Annotated in this window: 35 protein-coding genes; 25 read left to right on the forward strand and 10 right to left on the reverse strand. The window is 61.1% G+C overall.

Going from position 1 to position 25,428, the window contains the following annotated elements:
• Positions 1-11 precede the first annotated feature (11 nt).
• The gene (locus O2N64_RS03485; RefSeq protein ID WP_271078899.1) at positions 12-374 is read right to left on the reverse strand and encodes a PilZ domain-containing protein; all 363 of its coding nucleotides are present in this window, start codon (positions 372-374) and stop codon (positions 12-14) included.
• Positions 375-535: 161 nt separating this feature from the next.
• Positions 536-994: an RNA polymerase-binding protein DksA gene (gene dksA, locus O2N64_RS03490; RefSeq protein ID WP_197920225.1), complete on the reverse strand. Its 459-nt coding sequence runs from the start codon at positions 992-994 to the stop codon at positions 536-538.
• A 316-nt stretch (positions 995-1,310) separates the two neighbouring features.
• Here dksA and O2N64_RS03495 point away from each other — a divergent pair, with 316 nt between their 5' ends.
• Entirely contained in the window at positions 1,311-1,643 is a 333-nt protein-coding gene (locus tag O2N64_RS03495) for a hypothetical protein (RefSeq protein WP_271078900.1), read from the forward strand.
• Here the strand turns inward: O2N64_RS03495 and O2N64_RS03500 are convergent.
• From O2N64_RS03500 to O2N64_RS03520, 5 genes are read right to left on the reverse strand one after another with little or no spacing between them, the layout of a single operon-like run.
• Complete coding sequence (locus tag O2N64_RS03500; RefSeq protein ID WP_271078901.1) at positions 1,640-2,779, reverse strand: GNAT family N-acetyltransferase; 1,140 nt, start codon at positions 2,777-2,779, stop codon at positions 1,640-1,642. The two genes, O2N64_RS03495 and O2N64_RS03500, sit on opposite strands and share 4 nt — an antisense overlap.
• 9 nt (positions 2,780-2,788) lie before the next feature.
• Positions 2,789-3,529 (reverse strand): glycerophosphodiester phosphodiesterase family protein, encoded by a 741-nt coding sequence (locus tag O2N64_RS03505; protein ID WP_271078902.1) that lies wholly within the window; start codon positions 3,527-3,529, stop codon positions 2,789-2,791.
• A 4-nt stretch (positions 3,530-3,533) separates the two neighbouring features.
• Complete coding sequence (locus O2N64_RS03510) at positions 3,534-3,995, reverse strand: RidA family protein (protein ID WP_271078903.1); 462 nt, start codon at positions 3,993-3,995, stop codon at positions 3,534-3,536.
• A 1-nt stretch (position 3,996) separates the two neighbouring features.
• Positions 3,997-4,623: an HAD family hydrolase gene (locus tag O2N64_RS03515; RefSeq protein ID WP_271078904.1), complete on the reverse strand. Its 627-nt coding sequence runs from the start codon at positions 4,621-4,623 to the stop codon at positions 3,997-3,999.
• Positions 4,620-4,877, reverse strand: coding sequence for a DUF3572 family protein (locus O2N64_RS03520; protein ID WP_333781573.1), 258 nt, complete (start codon positions 4,875-4,877; stop codon positions 4,620-4,622). The genes O2N64_RS03515 and O2N64_RS03520 overlap by 4 nt, the downstream gene beginning before the upstream one ends.
• 92 nt (positions 4,878-4,969) lie before the next feature.
• Here O2N64_RS03520 and O2N64_RS03525 point away from each other — a divergent pair, with 92 nt between their 5' ends.
• Positions 4,970-5,362 (forward strand): response regulator, encoded by a 393-nt coding sequence (locus O2N64_RS03525; protein ID WP_271078905.1) that lies wholly within the window; start codon positions 4,970-4,972, stop codon positions 5,360-5,362.
• Positions 5,363-5,368: 6 nt separating this feature from the next.
• Here O2N64_RS03525 and O2N64_RS03530 read toward each other — a convergent pair whose 3' ends face one another.
• Positions 5,369-5,929, reverse strand: a complete 561-nt coding sequence (locus O2N64_RS03530; RefSeq protein ID WP_271078906.1) for a Pycsar system effector family protein — start codon at positions 5,927-5,929, stop codon at positions 5,369-5,371.
• A gap of 148 nt (positions 5,930-6,077) precedes the next feature.
• On the opposite strand from O2N64_RS03530, the gene O2N64_RS03535 reads away from it, so the two are divergent.
• The 5 genes from O2N64_RS03535 (at position 6,078) to O2N64_RS03555 (ending at position 9,857) form a co-directional block, all read left to right on the forward strand.
• Complete coding sequence (locus O2N64_RS03535; RefSeq protein ID WP_271078907.1) at positions 6,078-6,320, forward strand: acyl carrier protein; 243 nt, start codon at positions 6,078-6,080, stop codon at positions 6,318-6,320.
• A gap of 6 nt (positions 6,321-6,326) precedes the next feature.
• Positions 6,327-7,577, forward strand: coding sequence for a serine palmitoyltransferase (gene spt, locus O2N64_RS03540; RefSeq protein ID WP_271078908.1), 1,251 nt, complete (start codon positions 6,327-6,329; stop codon positions 7,575-7,577).
• 62 nt (positions 7,578-7,639) lie between these two features.
• Positions 7,640-9,088: a hypothetical protein gene (locus O2N64_RS03545; protein ID WP_271078909.1), complete on the forward strand. Its 1,449-nt coding sequence runs from the start codon at positions 7,640-7,642 to the stop codon at positions 9,086-9,088.
• Positions 9,089-9,140: 52 nt separating this feature from the next.
• Positions 9,141-9,572, forward strand: a complete 432-nt coding sequence (locus O2N64_RS03550) for an OsmC family protein (protein ID WP_271078910.1) — start codon at positions 9,141-9,143, stop codon at positions 9,570-9,572.
• 138 nt (positions 9,573-9,710) lie between these two features.
• Positions 9,711-9,857 carry a hypothetical protein gene (locus O2N64_RS03555; protein ID WP_271078911.1) on the forward strand — a complete coding sequence of 49 codons (147 nt, stop codon included), beginning with the start codon at positions 9,711-9,713 and terminating at the stop codon, positions 9,855-9,857.
• A gap of 64 nt (positions 9,858-9,921) precedes the next feature.
• Here O2N64_RS03555 and O2N64_RS03560 read toward each other — a convergent pair whose 3' ends face one another.
• Complete coding sequence (locus tag O2N64_RS03560) at positions 9,922-10,575, reverse strand: YqaA family protein (protein ID WP_271079597.1); 654 nt, start codon at positions 10,573-10,575, stop codon at positions 9,922-9,924.
• 212 nt (positions 10,576-10,787) lie between these two features.
• Between O2N64_RS03560 and O2N64_RS03565 the strand changes: the two genes are divergently transcribed.
• Positions 10,788-11,321 (forward strand): hypothetical protein, encoded by a 534-nt coding sequence (locus tag O2N64_RS03565; RefSeq protein ID WP_271078912.1) that lies wholly within the window; start codon positions 10,788-10,790, stop codon positions 11,319-11,321.
• Positions 11,318-12,652, forward strand: coding sequence for a DNA-packaging protein (locus O2N64_RS03570; protein WP_271078913.1), 1,335 nt, complete (start codon positions 11,318-11,320; stop codon positions 12,650-12,652). Before O2N64_RS03565 ends, O2N64_RS03570 begins: the two co-directional genes overlap by 4 nt.
• Positions 12,653-12,658: 6 nt before the next feature.
• On the opposite strand, the gene O2N64_RS03575 is transcribed toward O2N64_RS03570, so the two are convergent.
• On the reverse strand, positions 12,659-12,949 hold the full coding sequence (locus O2N64_RS03575) for a hypothetical protein (protein ID WP_271078914.1): 291 nt from the start codon (positions 12,947-12,949) through the stop codon (positions 12,659-12,661).
• Positions 12,950-13,166: 217 nt separating this feature from the next.
• On the opposite strand from O2N64_RS03575, the gene O2N64_RS03580 reads away from it, so the two are divergent.
• From O2N64_RS03580 to O2N64_RS03655, 16 genes are all read left to right on the forward strand, one after another.
• Entirely contained in the window at positions 13,167-14,324 is a 1,158-nt protein-coding gene (locus O2N64_RS03580; RefSeq protein ID WP_271079598.1) for a phage portal protein, read from the forward strand.
• Positions 14,321-14,629: a DUF6127 family protein gene (locus O2N64_RS03585; protein WP_271078915.1), complete on the forward strand. Its 309-nt coding sequence runs from the start codon at positions 14,321-14,323 to the stop codon at positions 14,627-14,629. Before O2N64_RS03580 ends, O2N64_RS03585 begins: the two co-directional genes overlap by 4 nt.
• A complete protein-coding gene (locus tag O2N64_RS03590) occupies positions 14,626-15,015 on the forward strand; it encodes an HK97 family phage prohead protease (RefSeq protein ID WP_271078916.1) in 390 nt (129 codons plus the stop codon). The genes O2N64_RS03585 and O2N64_RS03590 overlap by 4 nt, the downstream gene beginning before the upstream one ends.
• 159 nt (positions 15,016-15,174) lie before the next feature.
• A complete protein-coding gene (locus O2N64_RS03595) occupies positions 15,175-16,326 on the forward strand; it encodes a phage major capsid protein (RefSeq protein WP_271078917.1) in 1,152 nt (383 codons plus the stop codon).
• Between the two features lie 134 nt (positions 16,327-16,460).
• On the forward strand, positions 16,461-17,051 hold the full coding sequence (locus O2N64_RS03600) for a head-tail connector protein (protein WP_271078918.1): 591 nt from the start codon (positions 16,461-16,463) through the stop codon (positions 17,049-17,051).
• The gene (locus O2N64_RS03605) at positions 17,048-17,173 is read left to right on the forward strand and encodes a hypothetical protein (RefSeq protein WP_271078919.1); all 126 of its coding nucleotides are present in this window, start codon (positions 17,048-17,050) and stop codon (positions 17,171-17,173) included. Before O2N64_RS03600 ends, O2N64_RS03605 begins: the two co-directional genes overlap by 4 nt.
• Complete coding sequence (locus O2N64_RS03610) at positions 17,173-17,565, forward strand: DUF3168 domain-containing protein (protein WP_333781574.1); 393 nt, start codon at positions 17,173-17,175, stop codon at positions 17,563-17,565. Before O2N64_RS03605 ends, O2N64_RS03610 begins: the two co-directional genes overlap by 1 nt.
• A gap of 146 nt (positions 17,566-17,711) precedes the next feature.
• Entirely contained in the window at positions 17,712-18,119 is a 408-nt protein-coding gene (locus O2N64_RS03615) for a phage major tail protein, TP901-1 family (protein WP_271078920.1), read from the forward strand.
• On the forward strand, positions 18,116-18,448 hold the full coding sequence (locus O2N64_RS03620; RefSeq protein WP_271078921.1) for a gene transfer agent family protein: 333 nt from the start codon (positions 18,116-18,118) through the stop codon (positions 18,446-18,448). The genes O2N64_RS03615 and O2N64_RS03620 overlap by 4 nt, the downstream gene beginning before the upstream one ends.
• Positions 18,445-18,645, forward strand: a complete 201-nt coding sequence (locus O2N64_RS03625) for a phage tail assembly chaperone (protein ID WP_271078922.1) — start codon at positions 18,445-18,447, stop codon at positions 18,643-18,645. The genes O2N64_RS03620 and O2N64_RS03625 overlap by 4 nt, the downstream gene beginning before the upstream one ends.
• A complete protein-coding gene (locus tag O2N64_RS03630) occupies positions 18,635-19,219 on the forward strand; it encodes a tail tape measure protein (RefSeq protein WP_271078923.1) in 585 nt (194 codons plus the stop codon). Before O2N64_RS03625 ends, O2N64_RS03630 begins: the two co-directional genes overlap by 11 nt.
• Before the next feature lie 12 nt (positions 19,220-19,231).
• Positions 19,232-21,541: a DUF2460 domain-containing protein gene (locus O2N64_RS03635; RefSeq protein ID WP_271078924.1), complete on the forward strand. Its 2,310-nt coding sequence runs from the start codon at positions 19,232-19,234 to the stop codon at positions 21,539-21,541.
• Positions 21,538-22,362 carry a DUF2163 domain-containing protein gene (locus O2N64_RS03640; protein ID WP_271078925.1) on the forward strand — a complete coding sequence of 275 codons (825 nt, stop codon included), beginning with the start codon at positions 21,538-21,540 and terminating at the stop codon, positions 22,360-22,362. Before O2N64_RS03635 ends, O2N64_RS03640 begins: the two co-directional genes overlap by 4 nt.
• A 188-nt stretch (positions 22,363-22,550) precedes the next feature.
• The gene (locus tag O2N64_RS03645) at positions 22,551-22,763 is read left to right on the forward strand and encodes a hypothetical protein (protein WP_271078926.1); all 213 of its coding nucleotides are present in this window, start codon (positions 22,551-22,553) and stop codon (positions 22,761-22,763) included.
• A gap of 15 nt (positions 22,764-22,778) precedes the next feature.
• A complete protein-coding gene (locus O2N64_RS03650) occupies positions 22,779-24,953 on the forward strand; it encodes a phage tail protein (protein WP_271078927.1) in 2,175 nt (724 codons plus the stop codon).
• A 7-nt stretch (positions 24,954-24,960) separates the two neighbouring features.
• A complete protein-coding gene (locus tag O2N64_RS03655) occupies positions 24,961-25,419 on the forward strand; it encodes a DUF2793 domain-containing protein (RefSeq protein WP_271078928.1) in 459 nt (152 codons plus the stop codon).
• Positions 25,420-25,428: the final 9 nt, after the last annotated feature.

Genomic DNA, 25,428 nt, shown 5'->3' on the forward strand with positions numbered 1-25,428 from the left:
GCAGCGACAAATCAGAGTTTGCGAAAGCCGCGCTCACGCTCGCTGCTGCCCAGCGGGCGGCCTTCGGAATCGACCTGAATGGTAGAGCCCTGTACGGGAGCACGCGCCAGCTTTGGATCGATTTCATCGACGAAGGCGATGCCGAAGCGATCACCCTGGCACCACGCCACAGTGCCTGCGACCCAGCCGAGATTGCGCAGCTCAACATCCACCCGGGCGCCGCGCATGACGTCCAGATTGCCTTCCGCCATCATCCCACCGGCAGAGAGATTACGCACTTTCACGCGCGCGGTCGGTTCCTTGCCATCAACCCGGACTTGGGCGAGCAGAAACAGGCTGTCGCGGCCTACCTGGCGGGTGTCGACATTGCTCATTGCGTTCACTCGAACCCTCAATCAACGGGGCCCTTGGGGTCGACGCATTCGCTGCTGGAGACCCTTGGGCCGTGTTACAAATTCATGGCCCCGCGATGGGCGAAAACCCTCTAAGCGAAAGTTAACGCGGTGCAGGACTTGTAAAACTGTATCAAAACGGATCAGTCGTCGCGAGAAATCTTCTCGCGCCGTTCATGCGCCTGCTGCGCTTCTACCGTCATGGTGGCGATCGGGCGCGCGATCAGACGATTGATACCGATCGGATCGCCGGTCACATCGCACCAGCCATATTCACCCTCGTCGATGCGGCGCATGGCCGAATCGATCTTGGCAATCAGCTTGCGCTGGCGATCGCGGGTGCGCAATTCGATACCCCAATCGGTCTCGCTCGAAGCGCGATCGTTGAGGTCGGGTTCGCGGATCGGGCCATCCTGCAAATTCTGCAAAGTGCCTTCTGCTGCTGCGACAACGGATTTCTTCCATTCGAGCAGCAAGACCCTGAAATAATTAAGCTGTCGCGCGGACATATATTCTTCGTCTTCGCTCGGCGTGTAATCCGCAGGCAGGGCACGCTTGGCTTTGGCGAGAACATCAATGTCATCATGCATGGCTGTTGCCATCAGATACTCCAAATCCCTCTTCGGTGCGCTTGTCCTGCTGCAGCAACGCTTGCCCGTTGGAACGGATCTGTTCGCGCCCGGCTGCAAAAGCGCCGTGGTCGGGCGGGCCTATAGGGGGCGAGAAAGTCGCGCACAAGGAGCAATCTGACAAAGGGCACAGAATTGGCACAGTCCCCTCGTCCAGCCGGCCGCCGATACGGAAAGCGTTAAGAAAGAGGGAGGCGCATTAACCATTTATTGACCACGTTCGTCAAAACATCGGGACATCGGAAAGGCCGGGCATTCAGACACCGGCTGCAAACAGGGGAAGACGATCATGGAACTCGCCAAGATCGAAACATTTGCGAAAGTCGAAGCCGCTGATGTCAGTGGTGCGGACATGATGGTTGCGCGCTGCCTTGCCGCTGCCGCCGATGGGGACATCAACGCCTATTACGATTTGGGCGTCGCATTCTCTACCGGTAGCCACGGTGTGAACTGCGACATGATCGAAGCACACAAGTGGTTCAATCTCGCCGCATCCAAGGGTCATGAAGCTGCCAGTTGGTGCCGCGCGGACATTTCGGATGAAATGACTGCTCGCGAAATCAGCGAAGCCCAGCGCCGCGCCCGCGAATGGCTGCGGACCGGCATCAGCCGCGCAGCCTAATCGCCGCGGCGAAACGGCATGCGGCGGGACAGGTAATCCCGGTCTATCGCCACACCGCGCCGCTCGGCTTCGAGGAAGTCCGCAACGGCTTCGCGAAAGCCAAGATCGGTGATCCAGTGCATGCTGGTGGTGGTGACAGGTTCATAGCCGCGTGCAAGCTTGTGTCCGCCCTGAGCCCCCGCCTCTACCCTTTTCAGCCCCCGCTCGATGGCTGCATCTATCGCGCGGTAATAACACAGTTCAAAATGCAAGAAGGGCTTGTCTGCAAGGCATCCCCAATAGCGCCCGTACAGCGCATCCCCGCCGATGAAATTGAGTGCCCCTGCAATCGGCAGCCCTTCCTCAAAGGCGAGCAAAAGCAGAAGCTTATCGCCCATCCGCTCCCCAAAAAGATCGAACGCTTCTCGCGTCAGATAGGGCGTGCCCCATTTGCGCGCGCCGGTATCCTGGTAGAACAGCCAAAAGGCATCCCAATGCTCGGGCTTGATGTCGTCGCCCGACAGTTGCTCGATCGTGATCCTCCCATTCGCCGCGCGCCGCTCCTTGCGCAAATCCTTGCGTTTGCGTGAGGTCAGCGAGCCGAGAAAATCGTCGAAATTGGCGTAATCGCGGTTGCTCCAGTGGAACTGGATATCTTCACGCTTCAGCCAACCCGATTGCTCGAAAAGCGAAGTCTGCTGTGGTTCGACAAAAGTGGCATGTGCACCGGACCAGCCGTTATTCGCAGTCAGTTGCATCACCGCCTGCAACAGCGGCGCTGCGTATGCATCATCCTGCACCAGCAACCTGGGCCCCGTCGCCGGCGTGAATGGAGCGCTGATCTGGTATTTGGGGTAGTAGGCGCCGCCCGCCCGCTCGTAGGCGTCCGCCCAGGCATGGTCGAACACATATTCGCCCTGGCTGTGCCCTTTCAGATAGCCCGGCACAGCCCCGAGCAGAGCATCCTCGCCGTCGCGCAGAACCATTGCAGCACTCTGCCAGCCGGTGCCCGGGCCGACGCTGCCCGATTCTTCAAGAATGGTTAGGAAGTCATGGCTGACGAATGGGTTATCCGCGCCTGCCAGCCGGTCCCAGTCCGCCTTGGCGACGTCGCCTACCGATCCGACGATTTGCGCGCGAAGCTCTGCATCAGCCATTCAGGGGATTTAGGAAGCCGCGTCCCATGCTGCCACCCCGGCGCCTTCAAGAATAGGCACAGCGCCGCATTCTAGCGCCGTTTCTGCCTGCGCTGCACTGCGCACCGTCCAGGTGAGCAGCGGCAGGCCGCGCTTCGCCTGCCCAGCCGCGAACCGGCTCGGCAAGTCGCGAATGTCATAGGCGAGGAACATCGGCCGTGCATGGCGGACCGACATACGGCGCTTGATCGCGCCCGAAAGCGTACGCGCGCCTTCTTCGGTTATGACGAGGCCGCGCGCCAGATCGGGCATAGCCTTGACAAACCAGCGACCAACGCGCGGATCGAAGCTCATCACCGCGACATTGGCCGGATAGCCCTCCAGATCGCGTCGCACCGCGCGGCACAGGCGCTGGATATTGGTGTCTTTGTCGCTCTTGATTTCGATGAGGAGCGGCACCGATCCGGCAATCTGGGCCAGAACGTCGCGCAACGTCGGAATCGTTTCATTCGAGCCGAGCAGCGTCATCGCGGTCAGCTGGCCGACAGATTTGCCCGCCGTCTTGCCCGCTGTCCCTGTCAGCCGCTCCAGATCGGTATCGTGAAACACCATCGCGCGGCCATCTGCACTCAGGCGCACATCGCATTCGATGCCGTATCCGCCTTCAATCGCAGCAGCGAAAGCCGCGCGCGAGTTTTCGGGTCGCTCGCCATCGTGCAGCCCGCGATGCGCATAGGGTTGGCGCGTCAGCCAGTCGGGCGCACCCACCATTGGGTCACTCGGCCTTCAGCGCGATGATCGCATCGACTTCCACCGCAGCGCCCAGCGGAAGGCACGGCACACCCACGGCTGCACGCGAATGGCGGCCTGCCTCGCCGAAAACCTGGAACATCAGGTCCGAAGCGCCATTCGCCACCTTTGGCTGATCGGTATAGTCGGGCGTCGAGTTGACGAAAGCGCCCAGCTTGACCACGCGCTCCACCCGGTCGAGCGGGATTTCGGTCGCGCGAAGCTGCGCAAGGATCATCAGACCACAGGCGCGCGCGGCGGCTTGCCCCTGCTCCAGCGAAATATCCTCGCCCAGCCGGCCGGTCACCAGCTCACCATCGATGAAGGGCAACTGCCCGGACACGAAGGCCATGTTTCCGGTGACGACAACCGGAACGTAGGACGCCACCGGAGCGGCAGCCTCGGGCAGAGTGATGCCGAGTTCGGCAAGACGGGCTTCAACGGACATATCAGTCATCTCCATGCAGGGTTTTCTGGATCCATGGCAGAGCTTCCGCCCAGCTGTCTATCCGCGCATTGGCATGGCCTGCCTCGTGCGCGCAGGGGATATGCGGGGCAATGGCCGGCTCACCGCAAAAATGGAGGCGATGCACATGCGGCGTGTGCTTCGCGGCGGAGGCGTGATGCTGGGCCAGGTCGTCGATAAAAATCGCCCGGCTCGCTCCATGCTCTTCCACTATCGACTGGAGCGCTGCACCCTTCGGCCCCTGATTTGTGTAGACCGGCGCGGTGATCCCGACATCGAGCAATTGCGCACGGCGGGCTTCATTGCGGTGATCGACCAGATTGGTCAGCACCACGACATCGGCATCGCGTTGCAATTCGGTAATCGCTTCCACGGCGCCGGGAATGACGGTCTGCTTGCCCATCTGGGTATCGAAGAACCCGCCGAGCAGCGACCAGACTTCTTTTTCACCGATCACCTCATTGCTCTGCCGCCGGGTCATCGACTGCACGAAAGGATTGCCGTTGAGCGAAAAGGCGATGTCATGCTCTGTATCGAGCCAGTCGGAAAAATGCCGCACCATATGCAGCAAGACTTCATCGCAATCGGTAATAACAAGCGGGCGGCTCATGCGCCAATCTCCCTATGGGCTTTTGCAAAGACTTCGGGCTCGACATCGAGCGCGTGAGCGGCGGCGATCAGGTCCGGCTCATAGGCTGCAAGAAATTCGAACACGGCGCGGTGAGTAGCTTCATCACCGATTGCTGAACGCAGGCTATCGGGCGTGAGACCGGTCAGATCGAGAAAGCGGTGTGCCCGGTCATCCGACTGCATTATCCAGCCGAGCGCGGCGAGCGCGAGAGCAGAGGCATCAGCAGACATCATTTTACAAATCGCAGCAATTGTAGCATTCCCTGTTTGGGAGTATTCGACAGAGTAGCAATTCGCTACCTATGATGGATGCATTCGGGGGCGCAATGACGAAGAGAATCCTCGTTGTCGAGGACAACGATCTGAATCGAAAACTTTTCTGCGATGTCCTGCAGGCGGGCGGCTTTGCTGTCGAGCCTGTTGCCGATGGTCATCAGGCAATCGAACGCGCCCGCGCCTTCTTTCCAAACCTGGTGGTGATGGACATTCAACTACAGGACGTGTCCGGCCTCGATCTGATTGCATTGCTGAAATCCGATAGCGATCTGGCATCCGTGCCCGTGCTCGCAGTCACCGCCTATGCCGGCAAGGGCGATGAGGAGCGCATCCGCGAATCCGGCGCGGAAGGCTATTTGTCGAAGCCGGTCAGTATCGGCCCGTTCATGGCTGCGGTAAAAGGCCTGGTCGACGCGGCCGAGGATACTGCACCTGCGCATTGAGCGTGGTCAGACATTGGCGCTGAATTCGATCCCGAAGACCACCAGCGTCACGATCAAGCCGACAATGAACGCCCTGTAGGCATAGCCAAGATAGCGGTATTTGCGCCGCTGCAGGACCTGCCCATTCTGATAGATGTCGTGAAGCATGGCCCGAAACACGGTTTCATCGGCCTCAAGCTTTTCCAGCACGCTGCCAGTCCATTCCCCTTCGTCCATCGCCGTGAAATGTCCGAAGAAGAGGGGATTGTCTGCCACCTTACCACGCGGGCGCGACACGGACGGAAGCACCGCAAGCACTGCCAGCATGGAACTGAGGAAGGCAAACAGCGCGAGGATGCCGAGCGACCACGGCAATTCGCCGGTCAGCGATCGGCTGACGCAAATCGAAAAGACCAGGAAAGTCGCGCCCATAAGGATGGATGCTTTCTGATCCGCCATTTGTGAGAGCATCAGCGTATTGTTCTGCACCGTACGCAGCATATGCACCGCATTCGGGCTGAAGGAAGCAGCAGTCCCATGGCCGCTTGTTCCCGAACTATCGTTTTGCCTCAGAGATTTATCCGCCATGCGCTCCCCCCTTGGGCACGTGTCGTGCAACAGCATGGGAACGCTGCCACCACCCCGCGCGCTTGACAAGCAACACCGCGCAAGCTTTGCCGCGCATATTGGCCTGTCATTGCGGCAGGCGCAGACTTTTTTCTAGATAGGACCGTTCATGGACCGTGCCGAAATCGATACCCGCATCCGCTCGATCATCGAGCCCTTCAACAAGAAGGATGTCGCCATCACCGATTCGACGACTTTTGCCGGGGATCTGGAATTCGACAGTTTGACGGTGATGGATTTCGTCGCCGCGATCGAGGACGAGTTCGAAATCATCATCTCGATGAACCAGCAGGCCGAAATCGAGACTTACGGCCAGCTTGTGGATGCCGTCGCCAAAATGACAGAGGCCTGATCCATTATGAGCGAAGGCATTATGCAACCCGACAAGCCGGAGACCCTTGAAGGCGGGCCGAAGGACCTGTTTTCGAAATTCGACGATACGATTGAACTGCGGCGCAATCTGCTTTCCAGCGGCGTTCAGGACCCGTTCTCGCTTGTTATGGAAAAGGTGCTTTCGCCCACCCGCGCCATTTGCAACGGGCGCGACACAATCCTTCTCGGCACATATAATTACATGGGGATGACCTTCGATCCGGACGTGCTCGAGGCCGGAAAGCAGGCGCTTGACGACTTCGGTTCCGGCACCACCGGCAGCCGGGTTCTCAACGGAACCTTCCAAGGCCACAAGGAATGCGAAGAGGCGCTGCGCGAGTTCTACGACATGGAACACGCGATGGTTTTCTCGACCGGCTATCTCGCCAATCTTGGGATCATTTCCACGATCGCGGGCAAAGGCGATTACATCGTGCTCGACATCGATAGCCACGCCAGCATCTGGGATGGCTGCGCGATGGGCAATGCCGAAGTCGTGCCTTTCAAGCACAATGACATCGAAGCGATGGAAAAGCGCCTCAAGCGGATCCCTGAAGGTGCAGGAAAGCTCGTCATCCTCGAGGGCGTCTATTCCATGCTGGGCGATGTCGCACCGCTGAAGGATATGGTGAAAGTCGCCAAGGAAAACGGCGCGATGGTGCTGGTCGATGAGGCGCACTCGATGGGCTTTATCGGCGAAAACGGCCGCGGTGTTTGTGAAGAGGCAGGCGTCATCGACGATTGCGATTTCATCATCGGAACCTTCTCCAAGAGCGTCGGGACCGTCGGCGGCTTCTGCGTGTCGAACCACCCCAAATTCGACATCATGCGGCTGGTCTGCCGCCCCTATGTTTTCACCGCTTCGCTGCCGCCCAGCGTGGTCGCAACCGCCGCAACTTCGATCCGCAAGCTCATGCATGCCTCGAACAAGCGCGGCCACCTTTGGGAGAATTCCAAGCGATTGCACAGCGGCCTCACCGAGATGGGCTTCAAGCTCGGCACGGAAGAGCCGGAAAGCGCGATTATCGCGGTGATCATGCCCGATTTGGAAAAGGGCGCGGCGATGTGGAGCGCGCTTCTTGAGGAAGGCCTCTACGTCAATCTCGCCCGGCCGCCTGCCACGCCTGCAAACATGACGCTGCTGCGCTGTTCGCTTTGCGCCGAGCATTCGAGCGAAGAGGTCGAGACGATCTTGCAGATGTTCGAAAACGCCGGAAAGGCTGTTGGGATCATTTAACCAAGCGGTTGTTTAGACGCTCTTTTTAAATTAGCTCTACGAGCATCAAGAGGGGCGTTTTCATGAAGTCAGGTGTTTCGCGCGCAATCGTTTTGTCGTTTGCGCTTGTTCTCGGCAGTTGCGGTGGTGGCGGCAGTAGCAGCAGCAACAACAACGGAGGCGCTGCAGGCGCTCCCGTTCTGACGAAGCCGCGTTTCACCTCGGCTGGCAGTGCAAGCGTTGCGGAAAATACGGCGGATGCGTTCTATACCGCAACGGCAACAGACCCACAGAACGATCCTGTTTCCATAACCTTGTATTCGGGCCGGGATGCAGACAAATTCGTCCTCGAAGACGGCGGACGACTGCGGTTCAATACAGCTCCGAATTACGATCTGCCGATCGATGCTGATCGCAACAACGTCTACGAGGTTACGCTCCGCGCCACTGCAGCAGGCGAATCGACCGATCTGAACTTGTCGGTAGCAGTGACGAACGACCGCGAAGGCATCGTGGTGACCCGCGTTGTAAGCGGGCTCTCTCGCATCGTCGCGGCAAACTTCATTCACAATGAGGAAGAATTGCTCATTGCCGATGAAATGGGCCGCGTCCTCCGCGTGAACCCCATTACCGGCGATGTGACGGAAGACACCTACATTAGGGATCGCCGCTACGAAGGCGAGATTCTCGCCGTTTCCTACGGGTTTCCGGGGCAACCCTATCAGGAGGGTGTCTATATCGTCACCCACAGCCCGGTTTTGGGTCTCTACGCCCAATCCTTCAACGAAGCGCGCGGGAAGTATGACCAGTTCCGGCTTGGCGACCCTTGGAGCGCACCAGTAACCGCTTCGATTGCATCACAGGGCGAGTTGTACATCGCTATCGGAGATCCCTCGGGAAATCTCGCACAGGACTCGTCATCTCCCTACGGCAAGTTGTATCGCGTAAATTATTATAACCCCTATGCCGGCGCCACTTTGCCGAGAGGCGATACGATGGTTCTGAGGCCGCGCCTGTATGGTGATGGCATTCAGAACCCGGGTGGGTTCAGTGCAGCTTCGGCCTATCTTATCTTCGCGGATCGTGGCTCGGCAGGTTTTCACGAGCTCACCTATTTCAACCGCGACTGGCAACCACTCGATTTCGGCTGGCCGTTTTACGAAGGCGTTCAGGCTCAACGCACGTCGCCGCCTGCGGTCGTGAATGGGGCCAATATCGTTTACAGAATTGGCGACGACCGCGCGCAGGGCGCTGGCGTTGTTGCCGGCCTGCTCAACGATACAAATTTCTTCGAGGAGCTTGGACGCAGTTATGTTTTTGGCGATGTCGATGGCTCTATTTTCACTGTAAATCGGTCACGCTTTTCCGATGGCTTTTCGCATAGTGCCGAGGTGATTGAAGACCGGACAGAGGATTTTGTGCCGGATGTCGGGACAATCGATGAGCTTGTGGCCATCGTGATGGGCCGAGGCAGCGATCACTTTTTCCTCGTCGATGCGGATGGTGAAATATTCCGGGTCGAAGGGCAGTAATCTCTCGGCACCGAAATGCCGGTAGTGCGTTAGGTGGGAAAGGAGATTTCCCATGAAAACGACGAATACCGGTAGCGCAACTTACGAAGGTCTTGGCAAAGGCGGCAAGGGCCATGTGTCGACCGGCTCCGGCGCACTTTCCGCGCAGCCCTATGGTTTCCAGACGCGGTTCGAAGATGAAGCCGGCACAAACCCCGAAGAATTGGTCGCGGCTGCCCATGCAAGCTGCTTCACCATGGCGCTGAGCTTCAAGCTGGCTGAGGCAGGGCATGAAGACGGCACTCTCACGACTTCGTGCGAGGTGACTCTGGAAAAGGGTGACGATGGCTTCACCGTGACGAAGTCCGCGCTGTCCACGAAGGGCAAGGTACCCGGGCTCGATCAGGCGAAATTCGAAGATCTGGCTGCCGAGGCGAAGGCGGGCTGTCCGATTTCAAAGCTGCTTACGGCGGAAATCACGCTCCAGACCGAGTTCGAAAATTGATTGCCGGTTGGCTCATTGCCTGGTCGCTCATCGTGGCCAGGCGATTACCGTGATCGGTTTTTGCGCATAGGGCGGGCGTAACCGATCGGATGGCCCTCGCGAATTCTCCCGCAGTTCAACAGCAAAAGGAGAATTCACATGACCAACACCGCCACCATCGCCGCCACCGATCTCTATGCCGATCGCAGTGCCGTCACCACTCTGGCCGGGACCGTGACCGCTTTCGTGTCGCTGCTTTCCATTGTCGCCACGACTTCTGTCGCGACCGTCACCATGATGATGTGATCGTATTCGATCAATCGGAGAGGGCGCGCCGAAGCTTCCTCTCCGATTGCGCGGACATCCGGCGTTAGATCTGCTCCAGCGACGTCACGCTATTACAGCGGTGTTCGTCAGCGTCCGCAGCATCATCGTTACCGCCCAGTTGGGTGATGATCAGGAAGCCGCCCACCACCAGCACGACGAAGGCAGTGGTTACCCAGCCGAGGTAATTGTCGATGAAGGCTTTGATCGGTGCGCCGAACACCCGGAACAAAACGCCCACCACCATGAAGATCAGCGCCCGACCGGCAATGGATGCCAGGATGAACGTCAGAAGGTTCATCCCGATGAAGCCTGCGGTAATCGTCATCAGCTTGAACGGGATCGGCGTTCCGGCCGCGAGGAATACCGCTGCCGCGCCCTGTTCGTTGATATAGCAGGCGGCGACGGGGAAGCTCTCGGTCAGCCCCAGCACACCGAGCATCCACGTGCCGACGGTTTCGTACAGGAAGAAGCCGATCGCATAGCCGAACAGCGCACCGAGCACCGAGGAGACGGTCGCGATCAGGGCAAAGCGGATCGCCTTTTTCGGTTCTGCCAGGCACATCAGGCCCAGCAACGGATGCGGCGGGATCGGGAAGAAGCTCGACTCGATGAAGCAGAAAAACGCCAGCCACCATTCCGCCTTGGGATGGGCCGCCTTCTCCATCGTCCATTCGTAGAGCCCGCGCAGCAGACGCATCATAAGGTCAATTTCCCGCCGAAGAGTTTTGCCGCCTCTATGCCACCCGCGCCGGTCAGGCAAGCGCCCCGCTAGTCCAACAAAATAACCTATATGGCACTTTTATATTGACATCGTGACACTCTTTGGTTAGAGAAACGGAACATCGCGATAGAGCGAGTCGGCAGCACGAAGTCTTGAAGGGCGGTCCCGCAGGGGAGCCGCCCTTTTTCGTGCCCGATGCGCAGCGCAGGACGAGCCAGGAAAACGGGATCGAACGCATGGCGAAAAGAGTAAAGCCGAGGAAAGAGCAGAAGCACCAGAACCTCCCCCAGAATTGGAAATTCATCTTCCTCGAAGAGTTGGCGGAGACATCCAATGTCACGAAGGCGGCGGCGAAGTGCGGAGCGATGACATCCTATGTCTACAAGCACCGCAGGGAAAATCCCGAATTCCGCCAGAAATGGGGCGCCGCGCTCCTTGAAGGTTACGAGCATCTCGAGATGGAGACGCTCGAAAGGCTGCGTTTTGGCACCGCGCCGGGCGATGCGAAGTTCGACATTCCCAATGCGCTGCGTTTGCTCGCCGCACACAAGGAAAGTGCCGCGCGGGAGAAAGCGCGCCGTGGCAAGCGGGACCGCGCAACCGTGCTCGCCAGCCTGAATGCAAAGCTCGACAAGATGCGCGAGCGACGCGCCGCGGCCGACAAATTGCTGGAAGCTGATGAGCCAGTGGAGAGCCGGGCAAGCGGAGAGCAAGGCGCATGACCGCAATTGAGCGCGGCGCGGCACTCTTCCGTTTGAATACCGACCGCCGCCAGAAATTCCTCGGCGAGCTGAGCGATGACGAAAACGACCTTCTGGAAAGCTACTGGCCGCTATGGGCGCGCGCCGAACAAATGCCGCCCTCCGCGCATTGGCGGCTCTGGCTGATCTGCGCCGGGCGCGGTTTCGGCAAGACGCGTGCCGGAGCGGAATGGGTGCGCCATATCGCAGAGGAGCACGACGAGGCACGTATCGCCCTCGTCGCCCGGTCCATCGGGGAAGCGCGCGCGGTCATGGTGGAAGGCGAAAGCGGCATTTTGGTATGCTGCGAAGGAAGCGAAGACCGACCCTTTTTCGAACCATCCTTGCGCCGCCTGACTTGGCCCAGCGGGGCGCAGGCGACTCTGTATTCCGCAGGTGAGCCGGAGAGCCTGAGAGGACCTCAACATTCGCACGCCTGGTGCGACGAGATCGCGAAATGGGAAAATGCCGGCGAACGGGCACTCACCGCGTGGGACAATTTGCAAATGGGCCTGCGGCTTGGCGAACATCCGCAGGTGCTGGCGACCACCACGCCGCGTGCAGTCCCGCTCATGCGCAGGCTCATCAGCGATGGAAGCGATCCCGACATCGTCGTGACACGCGGTAGCTCCTACGACAATGCCGAGAACCTGCCTGCAGAATTCCTCGCAGCGATGAAGCGGCAATATGGCGGCTCTTCGCTCGGTCGGCAGGAGCTGGAAGGCGAGCTGCTGGCCGATGTCGAAGGTGCACTGTGGAGCCGATTGCTGCTCGAGGAATGCCGGGTGCCCGCAACGCTGGAAAGCATGGTGCGCATTGTCGTCGGCGTCGATCCGCCAGCATCTTCACGAGGCGATGAATGCGGCATCGTGGTTGCGGGGATCGATGCGGAGGGCAAGGCCTATGTTCTGGAAGACGCTTCGCTCACCAAGCCCAGCCCCGAGGCCTGGGCCCGGCGGGTGGCGGTGACATTGCGCAAATGGAAAGCCGACCGCGTGGTCGCCGAAGCCAACCAAGGCGGCGATATGGTCGCCAGCGTCTTGCGCGCAGCGGACTGCATGATGCCGGTGAAACTGGTCCATGCGAGCCGCGGCAAGGTGGCGCGCGCCGAACCGGTCGCCGCTTTGTACGAGAGTGGCCGCGTGGCGCATGTCGGGCATTTGCCTAAGCTGGAAGACCAGCTCTGCGGGATCATGACCGGCGGTGGCTACGAAGGCCCGGGTCGCTCGCCGGATCGCGCGGATGCGCTGGTGTGGGCGCTGACGGAGTTGGTGCTGGGGCGGCGGGGGCGGCCTAGGGTGTGGGGGTTGTGACTGACGTCAGAAATCCGGGCGGCTGATGGCAAACGCTATCAAGCCACAGGTCGTGAAGGTCAGCATTACCACCGTGAATATCAGGTTATTCTTACCCGTCATGCGCTGGCCGAACCGGAATTTTCCTTTTGGGAAAGCGAAGTATCCTGTTGCCATGAACAGCAGCCAATTGATTGGCACCACAGGGAAGAATGCCTGAAAGCCGACCCATTTCGCCAATGCCAGCATTGTCAGGGAACACAGCACTGACAGGCTTGCGAGCAGATGGAAGACCTTTTGACGCGAATGGTCTGACATGATGAAGCCTTAACACATCACCAAATTCCGTCACCCCCGCGAAGGCGGGGGTCCAGCTTTCTTGGCCGAGGCAAGTGGTCAAGCGGGATTCCCGCCTTCGCGGGAATGACGGAGAAGTTACCAACCAGATTTGCTCCATTCCGTTCGTCCTGAGCTTGTCGAAGGACGCGATTGCCACGGCAGTGTGGTGGTGGGCGACAAATATAGCGAGACAATCATGAAAATATTCGACCAGCTCCGCACCGCCTTTAAAGGCGGTGGCGGGGCCCGTGTGCCTTTGGCGCGCAGCTTTCAGTCACCCTGGGGATGGACCTTTGAAAATGGCGGCGCGAAGCCGCCATTTTCGTATCGGGATTCCGTCCGTCACGCCTTCGTCGACAATCCGGTGGCACAACGTGCCGTGCGGATCGTGGCGGAGGGAGTGGGCGGCGCTCCGGTGCAGTCCGATGCGCCGGACCTGCTCGCGCTGGTGCAGGCGACCAGCGCCGGGCAGTCGCTGCTCGAAACGCTCGCCGCGCATCTGCTGCTGCATGGCAATGGCTTCGTGCAGGTCGCCCGCGATGGCTCGGGCAAGCCGGTCGAGCTGTTTGCGCTGCGGCCCGAGCGGGTGTCCGTCGTGCCGGGCGAGGATGGCTGGCCGCGCGCCTATCGCTACAAGCTCAATGACCGCACGCTGGAAATGCCGGTGGAGGATGGGGATGGCTGGCCTAGCGTCATCCATCTGAAGAGCTTCCATCCGGCGGACGATCACTATGGTGCGGGATGCTTGTCAGCAGCCGAACAGGCGGTGGCCATCCACAATGCCGCGGCGAGCTGGAACCGCGCGCTGCTGGAGAATGCGGCGCGGCCTTCCGGCGCGCTCGTCTATGATGGCGGGGCGGACACGGCAGGGCTGACCACCGACCAGTTCGAGCGGCTGAAGGCCGAGCTGGCGCAGGCCTACCAAGGCGGCGGCAATGCCGGGCGTCCGATGCTGCTCGAAGGCGGGCTCAAATGGCAGAGCCTCTCGCTTTCTCCTGCCGACATGGATTTCGCCGAGCTGAAGGCCGCCGCCGCGCGCGACATTGCGCTCGCCTTCGGGGTGCCGCCTATGCTGCTCGGCCTGCCGGGAGACAATACCTACGCCAATTACCGCGAGGCCAATCGCGCGCTGTGGCGGCTTACGCTGCTGCCGCTCGCGGGGAAGATCCTGTCGGGCCTTTCCGAGGGCCTGTCGCCGTGGTTCCCGCAGGCGAAGCTGGTCGTCGATCTCGACCGCGTGCCCGCTCTTTCCGAAGACCGCGAGCGGCTGTGGAAGCAGGTGAGCGAGGCCACTTTCCTTGAACCTGCCGAAAAGCGCGCGCTGCTCGGCCTTGACGATGGAGCAAAGCAATGAACCGCGAAGACATGCTCGCCGCGCTGATGGCTCAAGCTCAGGGTAACGGCACAGACCTCATCACATTGCGCGCCATTGTCGAGGAAGCCAGCGAAGTCGGCGCACGCCGCGCCGTCGAGAAGCTGGGCCTCGGCGATGACGATGCGCCCGGCGATCTCGATGAATTGCGCGACCTCCTAGGCGCGTGGCGAACAGCCAAGGCCTCTGCATGGAAGGCTGCGGTGGACTGGATCGTGAAAGTCATCGGTGCGCTGCTGCTGATCGGCATCGCGGTGCGGCTCGGCGTTGGCGAGATCGTGCAATGAAGATCGCCGGATACGCCGCGCTGTTCGACATTGCCGATGGCGCGAAGGATACGATCGTCGCCGGTGCTTTCGCCAAGTCCCTGACCAAACGCACAGAGCCGATCCCGCTCTACTGGCAACACAACCCAGACCAGCGCATCGGCACTGTGCAACTTGCCGAGGAGGACACTCGCGGGCTGCGCGTCATCGCCAGCATCGACAATCCGGAGAGCCGCGCTGTCGCCGATCTCCTGGCCAAACGCGTGAGCGGCCTCAGCTTCGGCTACCGCGCCCGCGGATACGAACGCACCGGCGACGGCCGCGTGCTGCACGACATCGACCTGTTCGAAGTGAGCCTCGTTTCCCACCCCCTGCAGCCCACTGCGCGTGTCCATTTGCTTGTTTAGCCTCACGCGCCGGCGAGGCCATCCGGCCCCTTAGGCTTTCCTCGCCTGAATCCCTTCGTTTCGCTTCGCTTCACTGCGGGGCGGCTGCGGGCGCGCGTTCGCGCTTGCGGTCTCTTCGAGACCGAAATCCCCCTCCCCAACCGAAAGGCCAATACCCCTATGGATGTACAGATCGAAACCGACCAGCTCGCCGAGAGCTTTGACATTGTCGCGCGGCAGGATGCTGCGGACGAAAAAATCGCCACGCTGCGCAGCGATGTCGATGAAGTGAAAGCGCGGCTCGACCGGGTGAGCAAGGCCGCATCGCGCCCCGCGATCCTTGGGCCAGTCGCATCGGCCACCAGCGAAGCCAGCCCCGAAGTCAAAGGCTTCGTCGACGGCTACCTGCGCCGTGGGCGTGAGGCGGAAATCAAGTCGATCTCCGGCGCGACGCCGCAGGATGGCGGCTATGCCGTGCCGCGTGAAATCGATGCGATGATCGCCAGCGAACTGAAGGAAATCTCACCCATTCGCAGCCTTGCACAGGTCGTGCAGGTGGGCAGCGCCGGCTATCGCAAGCTCATCACCACCGGCGGCACGGCGTCGGGCTGGGTGGGCGAGACTGCGGGCCGGCCCGAAACAGACGCACCCGAATTCGCCGAAATCGCGCCACCATCCGGCGAGCTCTACGCCAACCCGGCAGCAAGCCAGGCGATGCTGGACGATGCGGCATTCGACCTCGAAGCGTGGCTGGCGAGCGAAGTCGCGATGGAATTTGCCCGCGCCGAAGGGTCCGCCTTCGTCGGCGGCAATGGCACGGACCAGCCGCTCGGCTTCCTCTCCTCGCCAACCTCGCTGGCAGGCGATGCGGTGCGTCCCTTCGGCTCACTGCAATATATCGGCAGCGGAGATGCGCAGGGCTTCGATGTCAATCCGGAAAGCCGCCTGATCGACCTGGTCCACACGATGAAGGCCGGGCATCGCCAGGGCGCGAGCTGGGTGATGAATTCGGCCACGCTCAGCGAGGTGCGCAAGCTCAAGACCAGCGATGGTGCCTTCCTGTGGCAGCCGGGCCTTGTCGAAGGCCAGCCCGATCGCCTGCTCGGCTATCCGGTGGTCGAGGCCGAGGACATGCCCGACATCGCGGCAGATGCCTTCCCGATTGCATTCGGCAATTTCAAGGCGGGCTATATCATCGCCGAACGCAGCGCCACGCAGGTGCTGCGCGATCCGTTCACCAACAAGCCCTTCGTCCACTTCTACGCCACCAAGCGCGTGGGTGGCCAGGTGCTCGATAGCTCGGCGATCAAACTGCTGAAGATCGAAGTTTGAGGACGCTGAACCCCGGCGCCTCAACCGGGCGGCAGGCGTAAGCTAGCTGCCCCGCACGCCCGCTCCGCTGGAGCCCCCTTCCCGCTCGCGGAGCGGGCGTGTTCTTACCTGTTTCATCCAAAAGGAGACCGCATATGAAGCGGCAAACCGTCGCGCCGGCATTCTTGCCACTAGCGGCCCTTGATGAGCTGAAAGAATGGCTCGCGATCACAACCACGCGTGACGATGCTGCGCTAAGCGCATTGCTGCGCGCCAGTCTCGACACCTGCGAAAGCTTCACCCGCGCCATGCCGATCGAGGCGCTGTGTGAAGAGGTGGTGCCCGCCACCCGGGGCTGGCATTCGATTGCCACCAGCCCCGTGCAATCGATCACCGCGTTGGAGACAATCGCGGCTGACGGCACACGCGGCGCAGTCAATCCCGGCGACTATCTGTTCGACATCCTCGCCGACGGCAGCGGTCGGGTAAACCTGCTGCGCACCTTTGCCGATACTCGCATCGCGGTGCGATTTACCGCCGGACTTGCTCCCGATTGGGAAAGCCTACCCGAAGGGGTTCGTCATGGCATCATCCGGCTGGCCGCGCATCACTATCGCGAGCGTAATGAAAGCGGTTCCAACGCTCCCCCCGCCGCGGTTTCGGCCCTGTGGCAGCCCTGGCGTCGCATGGTGATCGCATCATCGAACCGCAAACGAGGCGGGACATCGGCTTCGCCCAGCGCATGACCAATCGCGCCAAGCTAGTCGCCCTCGCTCACGCCGAAAACCGTGCCCGTCGCCGCGTGGCGGACGGATCTCGCTGGCGCGATCCGCGCCTGCTCTGGCCACTCACCAGCAGGGATATCTGATGATGGAAAGCACACTCAGGACTGCCCTTGTCGAGTGGCTGGAGAGCGACCCGCTGCTGTCTGCCGCGCTGAACGATGTAGCCGAGGAAGCCCCATCCCGCAGCGCGCCTCCATGGCTCGGCATTGCCGCAAGCGCGAGCACGGATTGGAGCATGAAAGGCACAAAAGGCCGCGAGGTGCGCATCGCGATCGAACTGCACACCCGCGGTGATGCAGCTGATGAAACAGCATCGCTTGTGTCGCTAATCGAAAGCCGGATCGAGGCCCTACCAGCCGCGCATCCTGGCTTCCGGATCATCAACACCTTGTTCCTGCGCGCTCGCGCTGAACAGCGCCCACGCAATACGCGAGCCGTGCTGCTCGAATATCGTTTCAGATTGCTTGCCGCCTGACCCCTCCCGCTTGCGGGAGGGGAGCGCGACTTGGTGACGAAGGAGCCTAGTCGCAGCGGGGTGGGCCCTTGCAGGCCCATGCCCACCCCCAGCCCCTCCCGCAAGCGGGAGGGGAATTTCCAGCCCATCACTTGGAGAACCCCAATATGACTGCCCAAAAAGGCTCTGCCTTCCTCCTCAAGATCGGGGATGGCGCGCAGCCCCCTGCCTATGAAACCGTCGCTGGCCTCAGGACCACGCAAATGTCGATCAATGGCGATGCCGTTGTCGTCACGCATAAGGAATCGGGTGGCTGGCGAGACCTGCTGTCGGGCGCTGGCGTCCGCTCGGTCTCGGTCAGCGCGGCAGGAATTTTCCTTGGCAGCAATGCCGAAGCCGCCATCCGCGCCCATGCGCTTGCCGGGACAATCGAAGACTACGAATTGTCCTTTGAGGACGGGCAGAAGCTGCAGGGCCGCTTCCTTGTCCAGCGGCTGGACTATGCGGGCGATTTCAATGGCGAGCGCAATTACACGCTGCAGCTCGAAAGCTCCGGCGCGGTGCTGCCTGCATGACCCTTAGACAGGCTCAGGATGAGCGTCCAAACACAGTTCGCGGTGAAGCGGTTTTGCGCATTGCTGGCGAGGATCACCTGCTGCGCCCGAGCTTTGCGGCGCTGGTCGCGGCTGAGGACGAACTTGGCCCGCTTTTCGCGCTGGTGGAGCGGGCATCCGAAGGCCAGCTACGCCTCACTGAAATCGCGGCCCTTTTCTGGCACTGCCTGGCCGATCGCAGCACAGTTTCGCGTGACGATGTGGGCGAGGCCGTGATGGCTTTGGGCCTGGCGAAATCGACAGCGCCCTTGCGCGTACTACTCGCGCAGATCCTGCAAGGCAACGAATGACGAAGCAATTTGCCGACAGTGCACGCCGGCTTGCGGGAGCAAGCGGCAGGCTGCTCGGCTGGCCCCCGCACTGGTTCTGGCGTGCGACGCCCGCAGAACTGGCAGCCATCCTGCTCGACGAAGCGAATGAAGCCGATCCCGGCATCACCCGCAGCCAGATCGAGCACATGATCGAAAGCGACAAAAATGGACGATGAAATCGAAACCCTGATGGTCGAGGTGCGCGCGAGCACCAGCGGCTTTCGCTCCGACATAGAGGACATGCGCGGGGCGCTCGACACCTCGCTGCTCGATGGATTTGCCAAGGCAGGCGATGTGCTGGAGCGCAGCCTGTTGTCTGCCATCCGGCGCGGCAAGCTGGGCTTTGACGAGCTGAAATCCATTGCCTTGCGAACCATGAACGAAATCGCCGCGCAAGCCCTGCAAAGCGGGATCGGAGCGATGTTCGGCGGCCAGTCGCCATTCGGTGGCGGCACCAATTTCGGTTCCATCCTGAATGGCATTTTCGGCTCGTTCCTCGGCATGCCGGGCCGCGCGACCGGCGGGCCGGTCTCGCCTGGTACGCCCTATGTCGTTGGCGAGAGAGGGCCAGAGCTGTTCGTGCCGACGAGTGCCGGGCGGGTTGAAGCGAACGGTTCGATGGGCGGCGCCCGCGACGTGCGGGTGTCAATCAATCTCAACACGCCGCGCGGGTCGCAAAGCCCGGTGATGCTCAAGCGGTCATCGCGCCAGGTCGCGAGCGCCATCGCCCGCTCCATGAGAGAATACTGAGGGGTATCCGACATGGCATATTGGTTGGCGAAGAAACGCGAAGGCCAGGATACCGACTTCATCCAGCGCTTCGATCCGCGGTTCTGGACTGTCGATTTCCCCCGCCCGATGATGGCCAGCGTCGTCACGACAGCCCCGGATGCGCTGCGGGTCGATTGCGAATTCCATCATCATGACGCGCTCGCGGGCCTGATCTGGGAAAGCGAAGACCGCTACGATCATCCGCTGCTGAGCTATGACACCAATCGCGATTACGCACGAACGACACTCAGTTTCCGCTGGCGATCATCCGGCGTCCTGCCTCTTGATGCGGTGCACGGGCCGACGCTGACGATCGAAGGGCGCGATGCAAATGGCGCGGATAGGAGTTGGTACGTGCGGCTCTGGAACTACGCCAGCGGATCGCCCGAAGATGCGCTGGTCAGCCTTCCCTTCTCTGGCCTGCGCGAAGGCTGGGCCGCCGAAGGAGCGCTGGTCCACCCCTCCGACATCGATCGGATGTTCCTGTCCTGCGTGCCCACGAGTTATGACCCGGCGGATACCAGACTGCTGCCTCAGCGCGCCAATGGCTGGATCGAACTCAGCGAGATTAATTGCGATGGCGAACATGCCATGCTGACGATCGGCGATGCGATCCTGCCGCCTCATGAGGTCGGCATCGCCACCGCCTATGACGATAGCTACAACCAGACACCCTCACGATTGCTGCGCAATGCACTGCATCTCGGCTATCGCGATCAGCTGATCCACTATGTGGGAATGAGCCATTATTTCCGGCTCGCCCCTACTGGGGACGGGCGTTTGCTTATCCCTCCGGCTGCCGACCTGTGCGACCCGTGTCGTCTCTGGCATGAGGACTTTCTCGCCCAGTGCAAGACCATGGGTTTCGACCCGATTGTGTCCTTGTCCTTCGAAATTTTCGAAGAGCATTGCCGCAATGGTTGGAAGCAACGCGACTGGCAGGGCAATCCCGCGCTGACCGGCTGGGAGCCGCCGTCGACGCTTATCGATCCGGCCCATCCCGCCGGGATCGCCTATCTGTGCGACATCGCCGAGACTTTCGTGCGTCTCCAGACGGAAGCCGGCCTGCCGCCGCTGTTCCAGGTGGGCGAACCCTGGTGGTGGGTGAATGCCGATGGCGAGCCGTGCGTATATGGCTCGGGAGTCCGAAGCATTTACGCCAATCCGCCGCATATCGACGATCTCACCTCGACCGATGAAACCGGATTTCTCGAATGGCTGGCCACTACTCTGGGAAGCGCGGTCCAGGCGATGGCCAACCGGATTACCGGGATTTGGGGCGAGCAAGCGGTCACGCATGTCCTGCTCTTCACGCCGACCCTGCTCGACCCGGAGCGCCCTGCGGTCACCGCCATGAACATTGGCCCCGAATTGGGGGAGGCGCATTTCGACATCCTGCAGGTCGAGGATTACGACTGGCTAACAGCCGGAGCGGAGGCCCTGCGCCGCTCGGCCTATGCCCGTCTCGACAATGCCCTTGGCTACCCCGCCGAGCGACAACACTACATGTCCGGCTTCGTACTCGATGCGGCTGATGCGGAAGCATTCTGGCCGCTGATCGACAGCGGACTGGACGAAGCGATCGCCCGCGGCGTTTCGCGCACCTTTGTGTGGGCGCTGCCGCAGATCGTTCGCGATGGATATGTCCGATTGCCTGTTGAGGAGAATGACGTGCAATCATTCGATGATGTGCTCTACCCGCTCGCGCTTGGGCGTGACGCGTCGGTGGCGCCCGAATTTTCGACTTCGATCTCGCTCACCGCATCGGGCCATGAGCGGCGCAACAGCCAGTGGAGCGATGCGCGGCTGAATTACGATGTCGGCCCGGGCATCCGTTCGCAGGCGGAACTGGGCGTCCTGCTGGAGTTTTTCCGTGCGCGCCGCGGGCCTGCTCGCGGGTTCAGGCTTTCCGATCCCTACGATTTCAGCAGCAATGGTCTGACAGGTTCGCCTTCCATGCTGGACCAGCTGATCGGCACGGGCGATGGCCTGACTGCGACCTTCCAGCTGCGCAAGAGCTATGGCGCGATCGACGAGCCGCAGCTTCGCAATATCACGCGCCCGCGCGCCGATACGATCCTTATCAGCGTGGACGGTGTGGCCGAAACCGATTGGCTGCTGGGTGACGGCGGCAAGATCACTTTCACCAATGCTCCACCCGATGGCGCCGCAATCCGCGCAGGCTTCCTTTTCGACGTACCCGTGCGTTTTGCAGAGGATCGCCTCGATATCAGCGGCGCAACTTTCGCCGCAGGTGATGCCCCTTCCGTTGCGCTCATCGAAGTGCGTGAAGCCATATGAGCGATCATGTCTTCTTTGCGAAAGATCTGGAAGGTGTCGCGACCTATTGGAGCATCAAGCGGCGGGACGGCGTGTGTCTCGGCTTTACCAGCCATAATCGCGACCTGGTGATCGACAGCGTCCGCTATCGCTCCGCGCCCGGCATGATCCCTTCTGCCATCAGGCGCACGGCGCAGCTGGAGCGCGACAGCGTCGAGGTCGAAGGCGTGCTGGCGCATGACTCGATATCGGCGGAGGACATGGAGCAGGGTCGCTATGACAATGCACGCATTTCCATCGGTCTGGTCGATTGGGAAACGCTCGAGCACACCTCGCTATTTCACGGCGAACTTGGCGCGATTTCGCAACGAGACGGCACTTTCGAAGCAGAGCTACGCTCCGCAAAAGCGCGACTTGAAGTGGATGTCGTGGCGCGCACCAGCCCCACCTGCCGCGCAGAATTCTGCGACGCGGCATGCCAATTGAATGCGGCGCGCTTTACCCATCTCCTAAAGGTCAGCTCCATCGACATTGAAAACAACAGTGTGAGCTTCGGCGGTGCTGTTAGTCCGGTCCATCTGCTGCATGGCAACGTCAAATGGGTCGATGGCCCTCATGCCGGAATGGTCATGCAGGTGATCGACGCCGATGCGAACGGCATTGTCCTCGACCGCCCCATCTCCAGCGACGTTACGCCGGGAACCCGCGCTTTCTTGCGTGAAGGTTGTGACCACACTCTGGCGACTTGCAATTCCCGCTTTGGAAACGCGGCCAATTTCCGCGGAGAGCCACACTTGCCCGGCAATGATTTGCTGGCCAGCTATCCCACCAGCTCGTCGTGAATAATCACGGCGTCGCGCTTGCGGCAGCAGCGCACGAGCTGATCGGAACGCCTTTCAGGTTGCGCGGTCGGGATCCCAGGACGGGCGTGGATTGCATCGGCTTACTCCACTGCGCACTTGTCGCGAGCGGCCGAACGCCTCCGCCAATACCCGCATACGCTTTGCGGAATGCGAGCATCGAAGCGTTCATGCCGCTTTTGCCGGAGGCTGGTTTCAGCGAGTTTTTCGGCGAGGAGCGCGCTGGCGATCTGGTGCTCATGAAGCCTTCAGCGGGGCAATTCCACCTCGCTCTTGTCAGTCTCGACCATCAATTGATCCACGCTCATGCGGGCCTCCGACGCGTCGTCAAAACTCCCCAGGTGCCCGCTCAGCGAGAGCTGGGCCGCTGGCGCTTCGCCTGACATCAAGGAGCCTTTATGGCCACTCTCGTGCTTTCCGCCGCTGGCACAGCTATTGGCGGCCCGATTGGAGCAACTATCGGATCGATCATCGGCAGCCAGATCGATGCGATGATTTTCGGCCCACCCGATCGTGAAGGCCCAAGGCTGCAGGAGTTGAAAGTCACCACCTCATCCTATGGCGCACCGATACCGCGGCATTTCGGGAAGATGCGGGTGGCGGGTTCCATCATCTGGGCCACCGATCTCAAGGAAACGAGCGAGAAAAGCGGCGGCAAAGGCCAACCGAGTGTCACGACATTTTCCTACTCGGGCTCGTTTGCCGTGGCGCTCGCCAGCCGCCGGATCAACCGCATTGGCCGCATCTGGGCGGATGGCAATCTGCTTCGAGGTGCCGCAGGCGACCTGAAGGTCGGCGGCGAGTTGCGCGTCTATAATGGTGACGGCGACCAGCAGCCCGATCCGCTTATCGCCAGCGCCGAAGGCAGTGCGTGCCCCGCCTATCGCGGCCTTGCCTATTGCGTGTTCGACGAGCTGCAATTGGCAGATTTCGGCAACCGGATACCGAGCCTGACTTTCGAGATTTTCGCGGACGAGAACGATGTCGCGCTTGCAGATATCCTCAGCCCCGTGGCCGGAGGGCTTTCCGTAGATCGGCCTCTCGGAAGCCTGAAGGGATATTCGGACGAGGGCGGCATGCTGCTCGAAACGCTGTCTTCCATCGACCGCGTATACCCGCTCACCAGCAATGCCGAAGGTGACCTGCTCGCAATCGCAACCGGCGATCCGGAGACCATTGCCGTGCATGCTCTGCCCGAGCCTGTCGTCGACGAGACCGGCGAAGGCGCACAGGGCGGGCGTTCAGAACGCCGCAAATTCGATGACAGCCGCGTCCCGGCTGGGCTTCGATATTACGATATCGATCGCGACTTTCAGACAGGATTACAGCGAGCCGGAGGGCGAGCTGCGCCGGGGCGTAATCGCCTGATCGAATTTCCCGGAGCGCTCTTTGCCACCAATGCGCGCAAGCTCGCCGATGATGCAGCCGAGCGCGCCCGCTGGTCTCAGGATCGCATGGCTTACCGGATTGCGGAAATCGATCCGGCTCTCTCGCCAGGCCAGATTGTTTCTGTGCCGAACCGCAATGGGAAATGGCGAATCGAGAGCTGGGAATGGCGTGAGCAGGGCATTGAGCTTGAGCTCGTGCGTCTGCCGCAGCGCAAGGGCGCGGTCGCGACCACCGACACCGGTCGCTCACTGCAGCAGGTCGACAATATCGCCACCGCCACTTCGCTCAATGCCTATGAGCTGCCATGGGATGGCGTGGGCGCATCCGACCAACGGCGCGTTTACGCAGCCGCATCCTCGATATCGCCCGGTTGGAGCGGAGCGGCTCTCTACGCGGTACAGGGTGAAACACTCTCGCCACTCGGAGCAACCGGATCGCGCCGCAGCATTACTGGCGAGATCGTCACAGATCTTGCGTCTGCAGATCCCACGTTCATCGATCGGCACAATCGGATCGAGGTTCAGCTCGACTGCCCGGACCTCCCGCTTGCCAGCTGCACGATGGAAGAGCTGGTGAACGGAACCAATCGCGCATTGATCGGAGAGGAAATCGTCCAATTTGCCGACGCCGAAGACCTCGGTGCGGGACGCTGGCGCCTTTCGACATTCCTGCGAGGCATTGGGGGAAGCGAACATGCGGCACTCGCAGGCCATGCTTTGGGATCGGCTTTCGTCTTACTGGACGACCGGCCCATCCCGCTCGACAATACACACATTGGCCAATCGCTTGCGGTGGCCGCGATCGGGCTGGCCGATGAGGCGCCTGTCATAGCTCCCGTTGCGAATATCGGCATTACTCAGAGACCGCTAATTCCCGTCCACGGCAGTGTCGCTCCGCAACCGGACGGCAGCTTGGCTCTATGCTGGACGCGCCGTGCGCGCGGCTCCTGGGTATGGACTGGCACCGTCGATGTGCCTCTGGTCGAACAGCGCGAGAGCTACGAAATCGGCGTTGGTAATTCGAACAGTCCGATCAAAACCTGGACCACGTCAGCGAACCAGATCACTCTCGATCCCGCGACTGTCGGCGATCTGCAAACCGACCATTCGGGCGCGGTCGTCTGGGTCCGCCAGATCGGGACATTCTCCCGTTCCTTGCCGCTTTTCCTTACCACAATCCCCTGAGGCTCATATGACTGAAGCTGTTTCCTTTCCGTCCACCACCCCACGCTTCTCGCTCCCGAATCTTTTCGCCGCGCAGGCACAAAAGGAGGTTTTCGTGAATGAGGCGCTGGCGCGGCTCGATATGCTGCTGCATCCAGTAGTCCAAGGGATTTCCAATGATCCGCCTACCGCCCCCGCGGAAGGCAAAAGCTGGATTGTCGGCTCTGCGCCGAGCGGCGATTGGGCTGGGCACGAGGACGCGATCGCGAGCTTTCAGTCGGGCAATTGGCTTTTCGCAGCTCCAGCCCATGGCATGATCGTCCATGACCTTGCGGCGGCAGCCAACGCGAGATTCGAGAACGGGTGGAGTTATGCATCCACTATCGCGGCGCCCAGCGGGGGAAGTACACAGGATGCAGAGGCCCGCGCGGCGATCGGTGCGCTGATTGCCGCTTTGGTCACTGCGGGGATCTTGCCCGCGGCCTAGGAACCTAGG

The organism is Aurantiacibacter sp. MUD61 (assembly GCF_027912455.1).
Classification (GTDB): domain Bacteria; phylum Pseudomonadota; class Alphaproteobacteria; order Sphingomonadales; family Sphingomonadaceae; genus Alteraurantiacibacter.

Excerpts from the sequence above, each read along its gene's own strand:
- O2N64_RS03590 (WP_271078916.1), top strand. The coding sequence starts at position 14,626 with ATGAAGATCGCCGGATACGCCGCGCTGTTCGACATTGCCGATGGCGCG.
- O2N64_RS03645 (WP_271078926.1), top strand. The coding sequence starts at position 22,551 with ATGCCGCTTTTGCCGGAGGCTGGTTTCAGCGAGTTTTTCGGCGAGGAG.
- O2N64_RS03505 (WP_271078902.1), bottom strand. The coding sequence starts at position 3,529 with ATGGTGGGTGCGCCCGACTGGCTGACGCGCCAACCCTATGCGCATCGC.
- O2N64_RS03485 (WP_271078899.1), bottom strand. The coding sequence starts at position 374 with ATGAGCAATGTCGACACCCGCCAGGTAGGCCGCGACAGCCTGTTTCTG.
- O2N64_RS03595 (WP_271078917.1), top strand. The coding sequence starts at position 15,175 with ATGGATGTACAGATCGAAACCGACCAGCTCGCCGAGAGCTTTGACATT.
- O2N64_RS03550 (WP_271078910.1), top strand. The coding sequence starts at position 9,141 with ATGAAAACGACGAATACCGGTAGCGCAACTTACGAAGGTCTTGGCAAA.
- O2N64_RS03615 (WP_271078920.1), top strand. The coding sequence starts at position 17,712 with ATGACTGCCCAAAAAGGCTCTGCCTTCCTCCTCAAGATCGGGGATGGC.
- spt (WP_271078908.1), top strand. The coding sequence starts at position 6,327 with ATGAGCGAAGGCATTATGCAACCCGACAAGCCGGAGACCCTTGAAGGC.
- O2N64_RS03555 (WP_271078911.1), top strand. The coding sequence starts at position 9,711 with ATGACCAACACCGCCACCATCGCCGCCACCGATCTCTATGCCGATCGC.
- O2N64_RS03500 (WP_271078901.1), bottom strand. The coding sequence starts at position 2,779 with ATGGCTGATGCAGAGCTTCGCGCGCAAATCGTCGGATCGGTAGGCGAC.
- O2N64_RS03600 (WP_271078918.1), top strand. The coding sequence starts at position 16,461 with ATGAAGCGGCAAACCGTCGCGCCGGCATTCTTGCCACTAGCGGCCCTT.
- O2N64_RS03655 (WP_271078928.1), top strand. The coding sequence starts at position 24,961 with ATGACTGAAGCTGTTTCCTTTCCGTCCACCACCCCACGCTTCTCGCTC.
- O2N64_RS03650 (WP_271078927.1), top strand. The coding sequence starts at position 22,779 with ATGGCCACTCTCGTGCTTTCCGCCGCTGGCACAGCTATTGGCGGCCCG.
- O2N64_RS03525 (WP_271078905.1), top strand. The coding sequence starts at position 4,970 with ATGACGAAGAGAATCCTCGTTGTCGAGGACAACGATCTGAATCGAAAA.
- O2N64_RS03640 (WP_271078925.1), top strand. The coding sequence starts at position 21,538 with ATGAGCGATCATGTCTTCTTTGCGAAAGATCTGGAAGGTGTCGCGACC.
- O2N64_RS03610 (WP_333781574.1), top strand. The coding sequence starts at position 17,173 with ATGATGGAAAGCACACTCAGGACTGCCCTTGTCGAGTGGCTGGAGAGC.
- O2N64_RS03620 (WP_271078921.1), top strand. The coding sequence starts at position 18,116 with ATGACCCTTAGACAGGCTCAGGATGAGCGTCCAAACACAGTTCGCGGT.
- O2N64_RS03510 (WP_271078903.1), bottom strand. The coding sequence starts at position 3,995 with ATGTCCGTTGAAGCCCGTCTTGCCGAACTCGGCATCACTCTGCCCGAG.
- O2N64_RS03585 (WP_271078915.1), top strand. The coding sequence starts at position 14,321 with ATGAACCGCGAAGACATGCTCGCCGCGCTGATGGCTCAAGCTCAGGGT.
- O2N64_RS03605 (WP_271078919.1), top strand. The coding sequence starts at position 17,048 with ATGACCAATCGCGCCAAGCTAGTCGCCCTCGCTCACGCCGAAAACCGT.
- O2N64_RS03535 (WP_271078907.1), top strand. The coding sequence starts at position 6,078 with ATGGACCGTGCCGAAATCGATACCCGCATCCGCTCGATCATCGAGCCC.
- O2N64_RS03545 (WP_271078909.1), top strand. The coding sequence starts at position 7,640 with ATGAAGTCAGGTGTTTCGCGCGCAATCGTTTTGTCGTTTGCGCTTGTT.
- O2N64_RS03560 (WP_271079597.1), bottom strand. The coding sequence starts at position 10,575 with ATGCGTCTGCTGCGCGGGCTCTACGAATGGACGATGGAGAAGGCGGCC.
- dksA (WP_197920225.1), bottom strand. The coding sequence starts at position 994 with ATGGCAACAGCCATGCATGATGACATTGATGTTCTCGCCAAAGCCAAG.
- O2N64_RS03575 (WP_271078914.1), bottom strand. The coding sequence starts at position 12,949 with ATGTCAGACCATTCGCGTCAAAAGGTCTTCCATCTGCTCGCAAGCCTG.
- O2N64_RS03520 (WP_333781573.1), bottom strand. The coding sequence starts at position 4,877 with ATGATGTCTGCTGATGCCTCTGCTCTCGCGCTCGCCGCGCTCGGCTGG.
- O2N64_RS03495 (WP_271078900.1), top strand. The coding sequence starts at position 1,311 with ATGGAACTCGCCAAGATCGAAACATTTGCGAAAGTCGAAGCCGCTGAT.
- O2N64_RS03530 (WP_271078906.1), bottom strand. The coding sequence starts at position 5,929 with ATGGCGGATAAATCTCTGAGGCAAAACGATAGTTCGGGAACAAGCGGC.
- O2N64_RS03580 (WP_271079598.1), top strand. The coding sequence starts at position 13,167 with ATGAAAATATTCGACCAGCTCCGCACCGCCTTTAAAGGCGGTGGCGGG.
- O2N64_RS03635 (WP_271078924.1), top strand. The coding sequence starts at position 19,232 with ATGGCATATTGGTTGGCGAAGAAACGCGAAGGCCAGGATACCGACTTC.
- O2N64_RS03625 (WP_271078922.1), top strand. The coding sequence starts at position 18,445 with ATGACGAAGCAATTTGCCGACAGTGCACGCCGGCTTGCGGGAGCAAGC.
- O2N64_RS03515 (WP_271078904.1), bottom strand. The coding sequence starts at position 4,623 with ATGAGCCGCCCGCTTGTTATTACCGATTGCGATGAAGTCTTGCTGCAT.
- O2N64_RS03570 (WP_271078913.1), top strand. The coding sequence starts at position 11,318 with ATGACCGCAATTGAGCGCGGCGCGGCACTCTTCCGTTTGAATACCGAC.
- O2N64_RS03630 (WP_271078923.1), top strand. The coding sequence starts at position 18,635 with ATGGACGATGAAATCGAAACCCTGATGGTCGAGGTGCGCGCGAGCACC.